Below are 16,611 nucleotides of genomic sequence, written 5' to 3'. Positions count from 1 at the left end.
CCTCACCCCCTTATGCATAGCCATACTTCTTCCGCTTGCCCACGAGGCACGCCGCCGACAGGAGCAGCGCCAGTGTCTCGGCGGCCACCACGGCGGCCCATACGCCGTCGATATCCCATAGCACGGGCAGCACGGTGACGGCGGCTACCTGAAACACCAGCGTCCGGGCAAAGGAAATCAGGGCAGAGATGAAGCCGTCGTTGAGGGCGGTAAAAAAGGAGGAGGCATAGATGTTGTACCCTACCATCAGGAAGGACAGGGAGTAGATGGAGAAGGCACGGATGGTCACCGGCAGCAGGGTCGGCTCCTTGGACATGAAGATCAGGGACAGGGGCCGGGCCAGCAGCAGGGCCGCCGCCGTCAGCATCACGCTCATGACGGTAATGATGCACAGGCTCTTCCGCAGCAGCCCCCGCAGTTCCGCCCGGTTCCCGGCACCGTAGTGATAGCCCACGATGGGGGCGCTGCCCATGGAATAGCCCAGAAAGATGGCGATGAAGATGAAGTTGACATACATGATGACACCGTACACCGCCACGCCGCCGGAGCCCATGAGCCGCATCAGCTGCCAGTTGTAGAGCATATTCACCACCGACATGGAGATGTTGGTCATGAACTCCGAGGAGCCGTTGGCGCAGGCCTTCAGCAGCGCCCGCCCATGGAAGGCGGTGCGGCCCAGCCGCAGCTTGCTGCTGTTGGGCCGGAGGAAGTACACCAGCGGAATGACGCCGCCTACGAACTGGCTGAGAATGGTGGCCAGAGCGGCGCCCTCGGCGCCCCATTGCAGCACCGCCACGAACAGAGCATCCAGTGCGATGTTGGTGACGCCGGCGGCGATGGTGACGTACAGGCCCAGCTGAGGCCGTTCCGCCGTCACCAGAAAGCTCTGGAAGGTGTTTTGCAGCATATAGGGAATCAGGCCCAGCAGGACGATGCGTCCATAGCTGACGCACACCGGCAGCATGGTATCGTCGGCACCCAGCAGCCGGGACATAGGCGTGAGAAAGGCAATGCCGCCGATGGTGAACACGGCACCCAGACCGATCAGCACATAGATCAGCAGGGAGAAAATCTCGTTGGCCCGTTTTTCATTGTCGGCTCCCAGGGTGTACGCCACCAGCGCACTGCCACCGGTACCCAGCATGAAGCCTACGGCACCCAACACCATGAGAAACGGCATAATGAGGTTCACGGCAGCAAAGGCATCGGAGCCCACAAAGTTGGACACGAAAACACCGTCCACCACGCCGTAGATGGAGGTACAAACCATCATGATGACAGACGGCAGGGTAAAGCGCAGCAGTTTTCGATAGGTGAAGTGCTCGGATAGTTGGATACGCATGAAGAGAAAGTCCTCCGTAAAATAATGTCCGAAACCGGACAAATGTATTTTAGTACGATTTCGGACATAGGTCAAGAAAATCTTTCGACGGCCCTCTGCATTTTCCTTGCATTTCCACATGGGATAGGATATAATATTTCCTGATAGATACGGACAGAGGCGATGCGCTGCAAAAGCCCCGTGGGGTCAGGCGCAAAGCTGAACAAGGGAACGGGGACGAGCCCCACGTTGACCAACACCGTGTGCATCGAGGTGTCTATCCCGCCGACGAAAGTCAGCCATTGGAAGCGTGCTTCTGAGAAGGCAGGGGAGACCGCCGCTTGAGATGCGAGCCGGGAGACCTACTGTTGCCGTTAGAATGATCCCAGGAATGGTTATGGTGTTATTCTGCCACGCAGGATGACACCATATTTTTTGCGCCTGCTCCCGTGCACTGCGGGAGTCGGCGGCACGGAGAATGAGGAGTATATGAAGAAGATTCGACCCTATCTATGGCGGGGCGGAGCGCTGGTGCTGGCGGCGGCCTTGGTGGTGCTGCTGGTGCTGTCCGGGATGGGCCTTTCCACGCAGGAGCCGGAGCCGCTGCCCCAGTCCCCGGCCCAGACTATCCGCACCGAGGGACAGGGAGGCGCCTCCCAGCAGGAGAAGCCCAATGCCCCGGAGCAGCCGGAGGACCCGGAGGACGAGGACACGCCGGAAGAGCCGGAGACTCCGGAGCAGCCGGACGAGGAGCCCCCTCAGGAGGAACCCGATGCCCCGGAGCAGCCGGAGAATCCCACAGACAATCCGGAGCAGCCGGAGCAGCCCGGCGATAATCCGCAGCCCGGCGATAATCCCGGCAAGGGCGATAACGACGGCCCCGGCCCGGTAAAACCGGAGCCAGGCCCTTCTGACGATACCAGCACCCGCATCATCACGGATCTCAGCAACTGTGAGATCACCTATAATCAGCTGACAGATGACACGCTGCCCTTTTACGCCTATCTCATCAATCCCAACGGCGAGACGCTGAAGGTGAAGCTGCAAAACAGCGATACCCCCATGAATGGCCGGTATCTCACCAGCGCCGACGGCAAGAACTACACCGCTCGGATGGTGCGCAATGAGACCAACCACATTACCCTCTACCGCAAGAAGGGGAACACCACGGTGGAGGAGGTCCGCTTCTCCATCCGGTATGTAGCACAGAAGGCTGATGAGGATCATCCCACCATCGGTGAGCATCCCCCCACCATCGTCACCAATCTGGACGGCGTGACGGAGACCAGCAACCGCAACTTCACCCTGACGGTGAAGGCCACGGCCTACACAGGCTCTCCCCTCTACGCCAGCCAGATCGAGGTGCAGATGGACGGAAAGCGCATCACAGGCCCCACCGGCGGCCCGGTGTACGAGTATCAGCTCTACTTCCCGGATCCCATCGTGGGCGATACGGTGGAGCATACCATTACCATCCGGGCCTGGGACGGGGAGGGCAACTCCGCCTTCGTGTCCTATCGCATTCTCTACCGCTTCGTGGATACCGGCGACGTCATCGGCACGGCCTATATCGTCATCGACGCCACCACCGTGGGACTGGATGTGATGGAGGAGCCGTATACCTACAAAATTCGCCAGAATACCCCGGCCTCCTATGCCGTTATCGAGGCGCTGGAGGAGTGGGGCTACGAGTACGAATACTCCGGCTCCATGGACGTGGGCTTCTATCTGCGGCGCATCAGCCGGGGCGGCATGATGGACTATCCCGCCATCCCGGAGAACCTGTGGAGCAAGATCCTGCAGGACGGCCTGACCCTGACGGGCCAGACGGATAACAACAGTCTGGGCGAGTTCGACTATACTCAGGGCTCCGGCTGGATGTACTCTGTGGGCGGCAATACCTATGCCGGTAAGGGCCTGTCCGGCTATTACCTCACCGACGGCGATACCCTGTATCTGCGCTTCACGCTGGCCTACGGCAAGGACATCGGCGGATACAGCTCCACCGGCGGCAGCTACGGTCTGCTGCCCAGCTATTGTGGTAAGTGGCTCAACGGCACCTACATTGAGGAGCACGTCTGGGGTGAGCCGACACAGACAGTGGCGCCGGACTGCACCCATCCCGGCGAGATCAGCGCCGTCTGCACCGTCTGTGGCGATCGGAAGGATCAGCAGGAGGTGCCGCCTCTGGGGCATGATTTCGTGGAGACGGGACGCACGGAGCCGGGAGAGGACGGAACACCGGGCTACATCGAATACACCTGCTCCCGCTGCGGGGAGCAGAAGCAGGAGCCGATCCCGGCGGTCAATGCCGGGTGGCTCCCCCGGCGGCGCAGACTGCCGGACTATGCTATGACAGGAGCAAGATATGAACGATAGAATGAGAAAGGGCTGCTGCCGCCTGCTGGCGCTGCTGCTGACGCTGGTGCTGGTGATCCCCGCCTATGGGCAGGAGACGCTGGATGCGCTGGCGGCGGCGCAGGGCTGCACGGCGGAGACACTGCTGCAAAGCGACAAGCTGACGGCGGGAGACTCCGTCAGCGACTGGGTGGCCATCGCCGTGAGCCGGGCCGGTACGGAGGGGGATACCTCCGCTTACCGCAAGGCACTGGAGCGCTATGTGACCCGGATGTACCGGGAGCAGGGGGGCTTGGACCGCTTGCGAGCCACGGAGTGGCAGCGCACCGCCCTGACGGCGCTGGCGCTGGGAGCGGACCCCACCGCCTTCGGCCGGGACAAGAACGGTCGGTCGGTGAACCTGCTGGCCGACGGCGTATATCAATTCACCGCCGCCAAATCTCTGGGAACACAGGGACTCAACGGCTGGATCTTCGGCCTGATCGCTCTGGACAGCGCCCGCTTCGCCGTGCCGGAGGATGCCGTCTACACCAGAGCCACTATTTTGCAGGCGCTGGTGGCAGCGCAGGAGCCGGAGGGCGGCTTCGGCCTGACGGTAGGGAACTCGGACGTGGATCTGACAGCCATGACCCTGCAGGCGCTGGCGCCCTATCAGAACAGCACAGTGACGTATACCGGCGCTGCCGGGGAGTCTGTGACCATCCGGGAGGTGGTGCGCCGGGCGCTGGCGTGGCTGTCTGACCAGCAGACGGCGGAGGGCGATTTCATCAGCTGGGACGCCGCCAATCTGGAGAGCACGGCGCAGGTCATCATCGCCCTGTGCAGCTTGGGAGTGGACCCGGCCACGGACGCCCGGTTCGTGAAAAACGGCATCAGCGCCGTGGACGGGCTGATGCGCTACCGGCTGGATGACGGCACCTTCCGCCATATTCTGACGGACGGCTCCGATGTCATGGCCACAGAGCAGGCTCTTCTGGCGCAGGAGGCCATGGAGCGGCTGTCCGCCGCCCGCCGGAGCCTGTATGACTTCCGGGAGGAGATGCCGGAGGATGTAAAGACGCAGGTGACGGCCCTGAACGAGGCACTGACGGATGTGGCGGTGGCCACGCCGGAGGAGGTGCAGGCCCTGTATACCCGGTATCTGGCCATCCCCGCCGCCGAGCGCAGCTATGCGTTCGCTGCCGGGGCGCTGCTGGATCGGATGCAGGAACTTTCCCTGGAGATCACGCCGGAGGACCCGGCACAGGCATATGAGCTGCGGGTTGCGGCGGAGGTGACCACCTCCGGTTCCGGCGCCGTAGTATGGATCGCCGCAGGCGCCGCCGTGGTAGTGGTGGCCGCAGGCATGGTGATTTGGAGCAAGCGGAGGAAAATATGTACGAAGTAACGGAGAAAATTCTGCGGGAAGTGCGGAAGGTCATCGTCGGCAAGGACGATGTGGTGGAGAAGGTTTGGATCTCCATTCTGGCCCAGGGCCATGTGCTGCTGGAGGACGTGCCGGGGGTGGGTAAGACCACCATGGCGCTGGCCTTTTCCAGGGCGCTGGGGCTGGAGACCAAGCGTGTGCAGTTCACACCGGACACCATGCCCTCGGATATTATCGGCTTTTCCCTGCCGGAGCAGGGGCGGATGGTGTATCAGCCCGGTGCGGTGATGACCAATCTGCTGCTGGCAGACGAGATCAACCGTACCTCCAGCAAAACTCAGTCGGCACTGTTGGAGGCCATGGAGGAGGGTCATGTCACCGTAGACGGCGTGACCCACGATCTGCCGGCCCCCTTTGTGGTGCTGGCCACTCAGAACCCCATCGGCTCTGCCGGTACACAGAATTTGCCCAACTCCCAGCTGGATCGCTTCCTCATGAAGCTGAGCATGGGCTATCCCGATGTGGGCAGTCAGGTGCGTATCCTGAGGGAGCGCAGCCAGCAGGAGCCTCTGGAGCAGGTGGAGACGGTGATGCGCCGGGAGGAGCTGCTCACCGCCATCGCCAGGGTGCGTCAGGTCCATGTGGACGACCAGATCTATGATTATATCGCCCGGCTGGCGGAGGTGACACGCACCCATCCGCTGCTGAAGCTGGGTATCAGCCCCCGTGGCGCTTTGGCCCTGTGCCGCACGGCTAAGGCCAGAGCCTTCGCAGAGGGCCGGGATTTCGTGGTGCCGGAGGATGTGACGCAGATGGCGGAGTATGTGTTTGCCCACCGTCTGATGCTTTCCTCCAAGGCCCGCCTCAACGAGTACACACCGGAGGCCATCGTGGCGGAGGTGCTGGCGCAGACCCAGCCGCCGGTGCTGTCGGAGCGGCGGGCATGAGCACGCTGCTGTGGCTTTTGACGGAGGCCGGACTGGTGCTGTGCTGGCTGGTGACGCCTTGGGCACCTGCCCCGTGGCTGGCCCTGTGCTGGCTGATGGCGCCGCTGGCGGGCTGGCTTGCACTGCTGCTGACAAGGAAGCGGTCGCAGGTGCGGCTCAGCTGCCCCGTGACGGCGGAGAAGGGTAAGCCCTTTTCCGTGACGGCGGAGGTGCGGCAGGGCGTTCCCTTCGGCCGGGGCAGGCTCACGGTATCGGTGGAGAACACCGTTACCGGAGAGACGCACCGGGAGAAACTGACCCTGCATCAGGGCCGGGGAGCGTGGCAGGTGCAGAGTACCTGCTGCGGCTGTCTGGTGATGCAGGCGGCGGAGCTGGTGCTGTGGGATCTGCTGGGCGTGCTGCCGGTGAGGATCCCCTGCACGGTGCAGGGACGCACCTGCGTCATGCCGGATACCTTCCCCATCGAGGCAGACCCGGTGTCAGCCGTGAGCCGCCAGACGGACTGCGAGGAGTACGCCCCGGATGTCCGGGGCAGCGATCCTACGGAGATCTTTCAGATCCGGGAATATGTCCCCGGCGACAGTCTGCGTCAGATCCACTGGAAGCTCTCCGCCAAGGCAGGACGATACATGGTGCGGGATGCGGCCAAGCCGGTGGATCACCGATTGACCATCTATGTGGAGCGCCGCACGGCCACGCCTCGTCTGGCGGACGGCCTGATGGAGGCGGCGGTGTCGCTGTGTCAGGCCTATGTGGATCAGCCCTTTCGACTCATGTGGAGCGGGGAGACCGCCTCTGTCCGGGAGATCACCGGGGAGGAGCAGCTGCCCGAAGCGGTGACGGCGCTGCTGAAAAGCAAGGCACAGGAGGAGCCGCAGCCGCCGGAGCTGCGGCCGGAGGGAAAGCTGCTGTACTGCTGTACCCAGCTTCCGGCGGACGGACAGCTGCCGGAGGATGCCGTCGTGCTGCTGTGCAGCGATGAGCCCTGCGCCGGGGAGGGCGTGTGCCGCTTCACCCCGGAGGATATGCAGGAAATACTGGGAAAATGGATGTGGAATTAGGAGCTTTTGGTGAAAAAACAGACTGTTTCATTCCAATTTGATACGGTACCGGCCCACTCCCGGCCTTTGCGCCCCACGGATGCGGCGGCGGGCGTGCTGCTGCTGGCAGGCATATGGGGCCTGCTGTGGCAATGCCTGCGCCCGGAGCCGATGCTGGGCCTGCTGGGGCTGGGCGCTCTGGCGGCGCTGGGCCTTGCGGCGGGCCTGCTGCTGCGGTGGGACCGGAAATGGCAGCGGGCCGCTATCTGCGGAGCGCTGCTGGTGCTGTTGGCGGCGGGCATACTGCTGCGGAGCCACATCAGCGCTGCTCTGGCGGGGCTGGGAGACTTGTGGGGTCAGTGGCGCTTTCAGCAGACCGGACGGTACACGCCGCCCTATGTGGGGGCGGGCAGCGTCTGGTGGCTGCTGCTGCCTATGGGGGCCGTAACGGGCCTTGCCGCGGGCCTTGTGCTGCGGCAGCGCTGGCGGATATGGCCGGCGGCTGCCTGTGCCGCAGGACTGCTGGCGCTGCGTTTGGCGGGCCTTGTGCCGGGGGGCTGGTGGTTTACCTGCTTCCTGCTGGGGGTGCTGCTGTGCTTTGTGCAGGGCAGTGCCATAGGCCGCAGGGCCAAGGCCATCACAGCGGGAGCGCTGGTGCTGGTGCTGCTGATCGGACTGCTGCCGGAGGGCCTCTCCGGCGGCGCATCCCCCACGGCGCTGGGGCGGCGGCTGGGCAAGGCCCTGCACCACTGGCACTATGAGGATGCCGCCGATCCCCTGCCGGAGGGAGACATCTCCGGTTCCGGGGCCTTTTCCCCCGGACAGGAGCCGGCGCTGCGGCTGACCATGGAACACTGGACGCCCCTGTATCTGCGGGGCTATGTGGCGGGGGAGTACACCGGCACCGGTTGGCAGCAGCTGGCGGCCCGCCGCTTGACGGAGGAGGCTCCGATGCTGTATAGCCTGCAAAGCGGCTATTTCTTCCCGGCCCAGCAGCTGGCGCAGGCCAACGGTGAGGCCGAGAGCGAGAACCATGTGACCATTCAGGTGCTGGGCGCCTGCCGCTCCGTGGCCTATACCCCCTATGGCGGGGGCGACGGGCTGGAGAGCGCACTGGATGCCCGTGACCTCACCGGCGAGGGCATGACCGACCCCACCCAGCGCAGCTATGAGGCGGCGCTGTACCCGGTGGAGGAGAGCTACCTGCTCCAGCAGCAGCTGGCGCAGGCGGAGACGGACAGCGACTACCGGACGGGGGAGAGCGTCTATCGCCAGTGGGTCTATGACCACTATCTCACGGTGCCGCAGGACACCTACGACGCCCTGACGGCGCAGTTCAGCCCCGGTCAGGGCTGGAACACCACTCAGGCCAAGACGGAGATCAGCCGCTTTCTGGCGGCCAACCTGACCCTCCGGGAGGGGACGGTCACCCCGGCCACCGGCGACGTGGCGGCGTGGCTGCTGACCGGCGCCCGACAGGGGTACAGTGTCCACTATGCCACGCTGACGACGCTGCTGCTGCGCTGCTGCGGCATCCCGGCCCGGTATGTGGAGGGCTATGTGGTGACCCGGCAGCAGGCGGAGGCCCTGTCGGACGGGGCGCAGCTGACCCTGACCCAGCGGGCCGCCCATGCCTGGGCGGAGTACTATCTGGACGGCGTGGGCTGGATCCCCTTCGACACCGTCCCCGGCTACGAGGAGAACATCGTCTACCAGCTGCCGGAGGACGGCGACCCGGCGGAAAATGAAAACGGAACGACCTACACGGGGCAGGATCAAACGCCCCAACAGAACCAGACCGACATCTCTCAGGAGCCCCAGGACGACCACAGCCAGCGGATCTTTATCCAGAGCGTGCTGCTGACCTTGGCGGCACTGGTGCTGGTGTGCTTGGCAGCCATGGCGCTGCGGACGGTGCTGCTGCGGCGAAGGCTGAAGCAGCAGCGCAGGCGCTTTGAGGACCCCGACGGACGGGTGGCCTGTCAGGCCATGCTCAGCGCCCTGCACCGGCAGCTGACGGCCTTGCAGCCGGGAGCGTGGAGCGAGGCATCCCCCCAGCGGCAGGCGGCCCTGACGGCTCTGCTGGGCGACGAGACGGCCCGGCAGCTGACGGCGCTGGAGCAGGAGGTCTGGTTCAGCGACCACCCCATCGAGGAGCCCCAACGCCAACAGGCGCAGAAGCTGCTGGAGGGGACGGAGCGTCTGTGGCGGGAGCGTGTCCCGGCGGCCAGACGCTGGAAACAGAGATTCCTCACCTGTCAGGTGATTTGAATCATAAAAGAACAGAAAGGAGTATGAAAGATGAAAGAGAAGACACATCTCGGAAACCGCCTTCTGTCGGTTCTGCTGACGTTCCTGATGCTGCTGTCGCTGCTGCCTTCGGCGGCGCTGGCGGCGGACACCCAGCAGATCGCCCTGATGGCGGTGACGCAGAACGGATTCCTCATCGAACCGGAGTATGTCACCTATCACTCCGGCGACACGGTGAAGGATGTGCTGAAAAAAAGCAGCCACACCTTCAGCGGCATCGACAGCGGATACATTACCGCTGTCGATGGCACCACCGACAACTTCAGCATCCATTACGACGAGGATGGATACAAGCTGGATCAGTCGGCAGATGGCCTGACGGCAATCTGGTTCACCACCAACTCGAGCCAGAGCCATGGAGCAAACCTCCAGAAGCTGGCGGCCAACATGGCGGTCTACAACACCGCTACCAACGGCCTGAGGGATTACAAGGCCGCTCAGGAGGCCTATGATGCCGCCGTGAAGGGCTTCTATGCCGCCACGGACACCACGGCCAAGACCCTGAACGATGCGCTGTTCAGCGCCATCGACAAGCACGCCAAGTTCCTGGAGGGCAAGACCACACCGCTGACCATCAGCGCCACCATGGGCGGCGAGGCCATCACCCCCGGCGAAGCCGTGTTCACCAGTGAGTTCGGCACCGTTGTCACGGTGAAGAACACCAACACCGTGGACCTGATCCCCGCCACCTATACCTTCGACCTGTCCGACGGCGAGTTCCGCCATGTCCGTGGCACGCTGGAGGTGAAGGAGGGTACCACCCTCACCGCCCAGCTGCCTGCCGGCCAGTGGATCAAGTCCGTAGGCATTGGTATCGACAATTACTGGAAAACCTACGGCGAGATGCCCAAGCAGGACGTTACCGCCGCCGAGGGAACCTACCTGATCCCGGACCATGCGTACAACTCGCTCTATCCCTATTTTGAGCCGGGTGACGGCGTGGATACCACCAACATCCGTGTCTACAAGGCGGGCGACCCCAACGGCAACAAGGCCAGCAGCTGGAAGAGCAAGGTAACTGCCCTGACGGATAGTGTCGAGTCCAACAGCCTGAAAAATGCGGACGTGGTGTGCGAGGCCCGTCTGAAGGGCGGTACCTATGAGCAGTATCAGACCTACACGCTCCACCTGATCCGCACTCCCAGCCTCAGCGGTCTGGCGGCTGCGGACTCCGTGTCCGGCCTGACCCTGAGTCCTGCCTACGCCAACACCACGGATACCTACAACGTGGCCACGTCGCAGGATCAGGTGAAGATCACCCCCACGGCTCTGTGCAGCGGCGCTGCCATCACCGTGGCCGGGAAGTCCACCCAGAGTGGTTCCCCCGTGACGGTGAACCTGGCGGACTGCAAGCAGGATTCCGGCAAGAAATACCTGATCCCCGTGGTGCTGACGGCCAACGGCCAGAGCGTCACCTATACGGTGAAGGTGCAGAAGCGGGCCTCCACCCCGGTGATCCTGAACCACGAGGAGGGGCTGGACGTGAAGGTGTATAGCCAGACCGGCGACTACATCGCCCCCACCTCCTCCACCGGCACGGCGGACACCTATATGCTGACGCTGGGCTGCGGGTATACCTATCTGGCCACCAAGGATGTGTATTACCACGCCGAGCATGCTTTCCCGGCGCAGCCCGGTATGACGCTGACGGTACCCACCCCTGTCACCGATGATTGGCTGACGGGTCTGAGCGCCAGAACCGGCAACAATGCACCGTTGTGTGATATGTCCCCGACGTTTACGGAGGGTACCCATGAGTACACCTTTACGGTGGAATCCAACTCTTCCAGCTTCCAGCTCCAGCGTGTCAGAGCGGATAGTTCTTACAAAACTACGCTCTATGCAGCGTATCACCGCAATACTGCTTGGCCCGACCGGACGATGGAGAAAACACTGACCGCCTCCGATACCAGCTATACACCCATCCCCAGCTTCATGGCCGTGGGCGGCTATGGCAACACTGCCCGCCTGAAGGTAGCCCAGTCCAAAACGGTCAACGGCGCTACCCTGTATCAGGACTACTTCATCAACGTCAACCGCACCATGACGCTGGAGTCCCTGTCCGCCAAGGACCAGAACGACGTTGTGGTTCCCCTGAATCAGGGCGGCGACACCACCAAGGCCACCTTTACCAAGCTGGTGTATGACTACACCGCCGATGTCAGCGAAAAAGCCTCTGAGCTGCGCCTGACCCTGCGGCCCCTGTCCTCCTACCGGATGGATGCAGATATGACCGTAACGGTGGCCTGCGGCGACTGGAGCCGGAGCATCACCTATGATAAGGACCAGAAGCCTTCTGACCGCCAGACCGTGGCGGTCCCCCTGAAGGCGGGTTCTGCGGCGGCGGAGACCATCACGGTTACCGTCTCCCACAAGGAGACCGGCAGCATCGCCGGGACCTATACCATCAAGGTCAATAAGCAGGCCCCCATCGAGACCACCATCACCACGACCCCCGGTGATGCCACGGTGTTCCTCACCAGCGACGTCACCGGCGACCGCATCCTGCCGGGTGACAAGGGCATCTATACCCTCGACAGCGGCAGCAGCTACACCGTAGTGGTGACCCGCTACGGCTATGTGGGCCAGAAAAAGACCTTCACCGCCGGCGAGGCCAACAAGACCGTCCAGATCAAGCTGGAGAAGGCCCCCGACAGCACCCTGAAGGATATCGAACTGCCCACCGACTGGCCCCTGTTCCGCAAGAACGATGAAAACAACGGCGTGGTGGATGTGCGCACCCCCATCACCGCTGAGGACACCGTTCTGATGTGGGCCAACAAGCTGGGCGAGGGCTACAGCGGCGGCGCTGTGGGCAGCCCCATCATCGTGGGCGGCTACCTCTATACCTATTCCGGTACCACCATCATGAAGGTGGATAAGGAGACCGGCCTGGTCCTCAAGACCGGCACCATGGTAGGCGGCTCCGCCTTCGCCATCAACTGCGCCACCTATGCCGAGGGCATGATCTTTATCGGTCTTGCCAATGGCCGGGTGCAGGCCTTCAACGCCGAGACGCTGGAGTCCCTTTGGGTCTATCGGGATGCGCTGGGCGGCCAGCCCAACTGCCCCATCGCCTATGCAGACGGCTATATCTACACGGGCTTCTGGAACCAAGAGACCAAGCAGGCCAACTTCGCCTGCCTCTCTGTCACCGATGAGGATGCCACCAAGACCAACGAGGCCAAGCTCCCCACCTGGACCTATACCCACAACGGCTTCTATTGGGCCGGTGCTTACGTCAACAGCGACTTCGTGCTGGTGACCACCGATGACGGTGCGGAAGGGTATGTCACGGGCCGTGGTTCTATCCTGTCCCTGAACCCCAAGACCGGCAAGCTCATTGACAGCCTGCAGGCCACCAACGTGGGCGACCTCCGCAGCAGCGTCTGCTACGATGAGGAGACCGAGGCCTACTACTTCACCTCCAAGGGCGGCGACCTGTATCAGGTGAAGGTCAACGCCGACGGCACTTTTACCAAGGGCTCTCTGCGTCGCCTGCATCTGGATAATGGCGCCGACAGTGCCTCTGCGCCTCCCATGAGTACCTCCACCCCCGTGATCGCCAACGGCCGTGCTTACATCGGCGTGTCCGGTACCAGCCAGTTCACTGCCTATTCCGGCCACAACATCACGGTGGTGGACCTGTCCACCTTCTCCATCGCCTACTCCGTGCCCACCATGGGCTATCCTCAGACCAGCGGTCTGCTGACCACGGCCTATCAGAACGAGGACGGCTATAACTACATCTACTTCATCGACAACTTCACCCCCGGTAAGCTGCGGGTCATCCGGGATATGCCCGGCATGACGGAGGTGGATCCCGACTACACCACCATGGAGACCTACAGTAAAAACGGCGAGGAGCACACCATCGAGATGGCCTATGTGCTCTTTACCCCCGACGGTGCGCAGGCGCAGTACGCCATCTGCAGCCCCATTGTGGACGAAGAGGGCAACATCTACTTCAAGAACGACTCCGCCCAGCTGATGCGGCTGAGCAGCCGTATCACGGAGCTGGAGGTCACCCAGCAGCCGGACCGCACCACCTACAGCAAGGACGATACCTTTGATGCCACGGGCCTGAAGGTCACCGCCCATTATGCCAACGGTGCCACCAAGGACGTGTCCGACTACCTCAAATACACCACCGATCCCCTGAGGCTGGATGATACCGAGATCACCATCGGCATCAACCTGGAGCAGCTGGTGAAGGACAAGCTGGAGAACCTGCCCGAAAATCTGAAGAATCAGACCGCCAAGTGGCAGCAGTATCAGGATAAGGACGGCAAGGCCGGCGTGGAGTGGGAGATCCCCACCACCAGCGTGACCATCACCGTGGAGGAGAGCCATAACTATGGCGAGCCCACCTGGAGCTGGAACAATGACTTCACCGCCTCCGCCGTCTTTACCTGCACGGATGACGACGGCCATACCCAGACGGTGCCTGCCACCGTCAACGACGAAGTGACCACCGAGCCCACCTGTGATAAGGAGGGCCTGCGTACCTATACCGCTAAGGTCACCTTTGAGGGCAAGGACTACATCGACACCAAGACGGTGCCTATCCCCGCCAAGGGCCACACCCTGACCGCCGTGGCAGAGGTGCCTGCCACCTGCGAGACCGCCGGTGTGAAGGCCCACTGGAAGTGCGACGTCTGCGGCAAGCTGTTCAGCGATGCCGAGGGCAAGACCGAGACGACGCTGGAGAAGCTGACCATCCCCGCCACCGGTCATGCCTATGGCACCCCGGTGTGGAAGTGGAACGATGATTTCAAGGCCACTGCCACCTTCACCTGCACCAACGATACCACCCATGTGAAAAACGTCACGGCAGAGGTGACCAGCGCTGTCACCACGCCCGCCGCTTGCGAGACCACCGGCGTCCGCACCTATACCGCTAAGGTCACCTTCGAGGGCAAGGAGTATACCGATACCAAGACGGAGGTCATCCCCGCCACCGGCCACGCCTACGGTGAGCCTGTGTGGAAGTGGACGGATGGTTTTGAGGCCACTGCCACCTTCACCTGCGCCAACAACGCCGCTCATGTGAAGAACGTGACGGCTACCGTCACCAACGCCGTGACCACCGAGGCCACCTGCGAGTCGACCGGCACCCGCACCTATACCGCTAAGGTCACCTTCGAGGGCAAGGAGTATACCTCCAGCAAGACCGAGACCATTGCGGCCACCGGCCATGCCTATGGCGCCCCGGTGTGGAAGTGGAACGATGATTTCAAGGCCACTGCCACCTTCACCTGCACCAACGACGCCACCCATGTGGAAAACGTCACGGCAGAGGTGACCAGCGCTGTCACCACACCCGCCGCTTGCGAGACCACCGGCGTCCGCACCTATACCGCTAAGGTCACCTTCGAGGATAAGGAGTATACCTCCACCAAGACCGAGGTCATTCCCGCCACCGGTCATACCCTGACCGCCGTGGCAGAGGTGCCTGCCACCTGCGAGACCGCCGGCACCTCCGCTCACTGGAAGTGCGACGTCTGCGGCAAGCTGTTCAGCGATGCCGAGGGCAAGACCGAGACAACGCTGGAGAAGCTGACCATCCCCGCTACCGGTCATGCCTATGGCGCCCCGGTGTGGAAGTGGAACGATGATTTCACCGCTTCTGCCACTTTTACTTGCGGCAATGATGATTCCCATGTGAAGAAGGTCGATGCCACTGTGACCAGCGAGGTTACGGAGGGCAGCTGCGAGGTTGGCGGCACCCGCACCTACACCGCCAAGGTCACCTTCGAGGGCAAGGAGTACACCGACACCAAGACGGAGCCTGTCCCCGCCAAGGGTCACACCCTGACTGCCGTGGAGGCAGTGCCTGCCACCTGCGAGACCGCCGGTGTGAAGGCCCACTGGAAGTGTGAGGTCTGCGGCAAGCTGTTCAGCGATGCTGAGGGCAAGACCGAGACGACGCTGGAGAAGCTGGCCATCCCTGCTACCGGTCATACCTATGGCGCCCCGGTGTGGAAGTGGAACGATGATTTCAAGGCCACTGCCACCTTCACCTGCGCCAACGATACCACCCATGTGAAAAACGTCACAGCAGAGGTGACCAGCGCTGTCACCACGCCCGCCGCTTGCGAGACGACCGGCGTTCGCACCTACACCGCCAAGGTCACCTTCGAGGGTGAGGAGTATACCGATACCAAGACCGAGGTCATCCCCGCTACCGGCCACGCCTACGGTGAGCCGGTGTGGAAGTGGAACGATGATTTCACCGCTTCTGCCACCTTTACTTGCGGCAATGATGCTTCCCATGTGAAGACGGTGAACGCTGCTGTTACCAACGAGGTGACCACTGCGGCCACCTGCGAGGCCGACGGCGTTCGCACCTACACCGCCAAGGTCACCTTTGAGGGCAAGGAGTACACCGATACCAAGACGGAGCCTGTCCCCGCCAAGGGTCACCAGCTGACCGCCGTGGAGGCAGTGCCTGCCACCTGCGAGACCGCCGGCACCTCCGCTCACTGGAAGTGTGAGGTCTGCGGCAAGCTGTTCAGCGATGCCGATGGCAAGACCGAGACAACGCTGGAGAAGCTGGCTATCCCCGCCACGGGTCATACCTATGGCGCCCCGGTGTGGAAGTGGAACGATGATTTCACCGCTTCTGCCACCTTTACTTGCGGCAATGATGATTCCCATGTGGAGACGGTGAACGCTGCTGTTACCAACGAGGTGACCACCGAGGCCACCTGCGAGGCCGACGGCGTGCGGACCTACACCGCCAAGGTCACCTTTGAGGGCAAGGAGTACACCGATACCAAGACGGAGGTCATCCCCGCCACCAGTCACGACACGGAGCTGGTGGGTGCCAAGGATGCCACCTGCACCGAGGACGGCTACACCGGCGACGAGGTCTGCAAGGTCTGCGGCGTCACGGTGAAGCAGGGCGAGGTGATTCCCGCTCTGGGCCACGACTACAAGGATGGCAAGTGCAGCCGCTGCGGCGCTGAGGAGCCTACCACTCCTGTGGAGCCCGGCAAGCCCCAGCAGCCGGAGAAGCCCACCACGCCGGATACCCCCGCCACCGGCGACAGCAGCAACATGACCGCCCTGTGGGTGGTGCTGGCTGTGGCTGGTCTGGGTATCATCGCCCTGGTGGTGCTGCTTGTCACCAAGCGCAAGAACAAAAAGGACTAAATCGGCCTGTTCCAACGAAAAAAGGCGCTCCGACAGTTGCCGGAGCGCCTTTTTCTCTGAACTTTCCGCAGCATCTTTTTACGGCCGGGGCTTTTCACCACCTGCTGGATG

7 protein-coding genes and 1 riboswitch are annotated in these 16,611 nt (G+C 62.8%); of the genes, 6 read left to right on the top strand and 1 reads right to left on the bottom strand.

Annotated features, from left to right (window positions below):
- Positions 1–10: 10 nt before the first annotated feature.
- The gene (locus KJS28_RS07165; protein ID WP_213540411.1) at positions 11–1,342 is read right to left on the bottom strand and encodes an MATE family efflux transporter; all 1,332 of its coding nucleotides are present in this window, start codon (positions 1,340–1,342) and stop codon (positions 11–13) included.
- A 156-nt stretch (positions 1,343–1,498) separates the two neighbouring features.
- Positions 1,499–1,705, top strand: a riboswitch (cobalamin riboswitch).
- A 105-nt stretch (positions 1,706–1,810) separates the two neighbouring features.
- Between KJS28_RS07165 and KJS28_RS07160 the strand changes: the two genes are divergently transcribed.
- The 6 genes from KJS28_RS07160 to KJS28_RS07135 are packed head-to-tail and all read left to right on the top strand — an operon-like array spanning position 1,811 to position 16,500.
- The gene (locus KJS28_RS07160) at positions 1,811–3,700 is read left to right on the top strand and encodes a hypothetical protein (protein WP_213540410.1); all 1,890 of its coding nucleotides are present in this window, start codon (positions 1,811–1,813) and stop codon (positions 3,698–3,700) included.
- Positions 3,690–5,066 carry a prenyltransferase/squalene oxidase repeat-containing protein gene (locus KJS28_RS07155; protein WP_213540409.1) on the top strand — a complete coding sequence of 459 codons (1,377 nt, stop codon included), beginning with the start codon at positions 3,690–3,692 and terminating at the stop codon, positions 5,064–5,066. The genes KJS28_RS07160 and KJS28_RS07155 overlap by 11 nt, the downstream gene beginning before the upstream one ends.
- On the top strand, positions 5,054–5,992 hold the full coding sequence (locus KJS28_RS07150; RefSeq protein ID WP_213540408.1) for an AAA family ATPase: 939 nt from the start codon (positions 5,054–5,056) through the stop codon (positions 5,990–5,992). The genes KJS28_RS07155 and KJS28_RS07150 overlap by 13 nt, the downstream gene beginning before the upstream one ends.
- On the top strand, positions 5,989–7,053 hold the full coding sequence (locus KJS28_RS07145; protein ID WP_213540407.1) for a DUF58 domain-containing protein: 1,065 nt from the start codon (positions 5,989–5,991) through the stop codon (positions 7,051–7,053). Before KJS28_RS07150 ends, KJS28_RS07145 begins: the two co-directional genes overlap by 4 nt.
- A 9-nt stretch (positions 7,054–7,062) precedes the next feature.
- Positions 7,063–9,303, top strand: a complete 2,241-nt coding sequence (locus tag KJS28_RS07140) for a transglutaminase-like domain-containing protein (protein WP_213540406.1) — start codon at positions 7,063–7,065, stop codon at positions 9,301–9,303.
- A 30-nt stretch (positions 9,304–9,333) separates the two neighbouring features.
- Entirely contained in the window at positions 9,334–16,500 is a 7,167-nt protein-coding gene (locus tag KJS28_RS07135; RefSeq protein WP_213540405.1) for a cadherin-like beta sandwich domain-containing protein, read from the top strand.
- The last annotated feature ends 111 nt before the right edge of the window (positions 16,501–16,611 follow it).

The sequence above is a fragment of the Vescimonas coprocola genome, from assembly GCF_018408575.1.
GTDB lineage: Bacteria > Bacillota > Clostridia > Oscillospirales > Oscillospiraceae > Vescimonas > Vescimonas coprocola.
This window is presented reverse-complemented; position numbering and strand designations above follow the sequence as displayed.

Excerpts from the sequence above, each read along its gene's own strand:
- KJS28_RS07155 (WP_213540409.1), top strand. The coding sequence starts at position 3,690 with ATGAACGATAGAATGAGAAAGGGCTGCTGCCGCCTGCTGGCGCTGCTG.
- KJS28_RS07145 (WP_213540407.1), top strand. The coding sequence starts at position 5,989 with ATGAGCACGCTGCTGTGGCTTTTGACGGAGGCCGGACTGGTGCTGTGC.
- KJS28_RS07150 (WP_213540408.1), top strand. The coding sequence starts at position 5,054 with ATGTACGAAGTAACGGAGAAAATTCTGCGGGAAGTGCGGAAGGTCATC.
- KJS28_RS07160 (WP_213540410.1), top strand. The coding sequence starts at position 1,811 with ATGAAGAAGATTCGACCCTATCTATGGCGGGGCGGAGCGCTGGTGCTG.
- KJS28_RS07135 (WP_213540405.1), top strand. The coding sequence starts at position 9,334 with ATGAAAGAGAAGACACATCTCGGAAACCGCCTTCTGTCGGTTCTGCTG.
- KJS28_RS07165 (WP_213540411.1), bottom strand. The coding sequence starts at position 1,342 with ATGCGTATCCAACTATCCGAGCACTTCACCTATCGAAAACTGCTGCGC.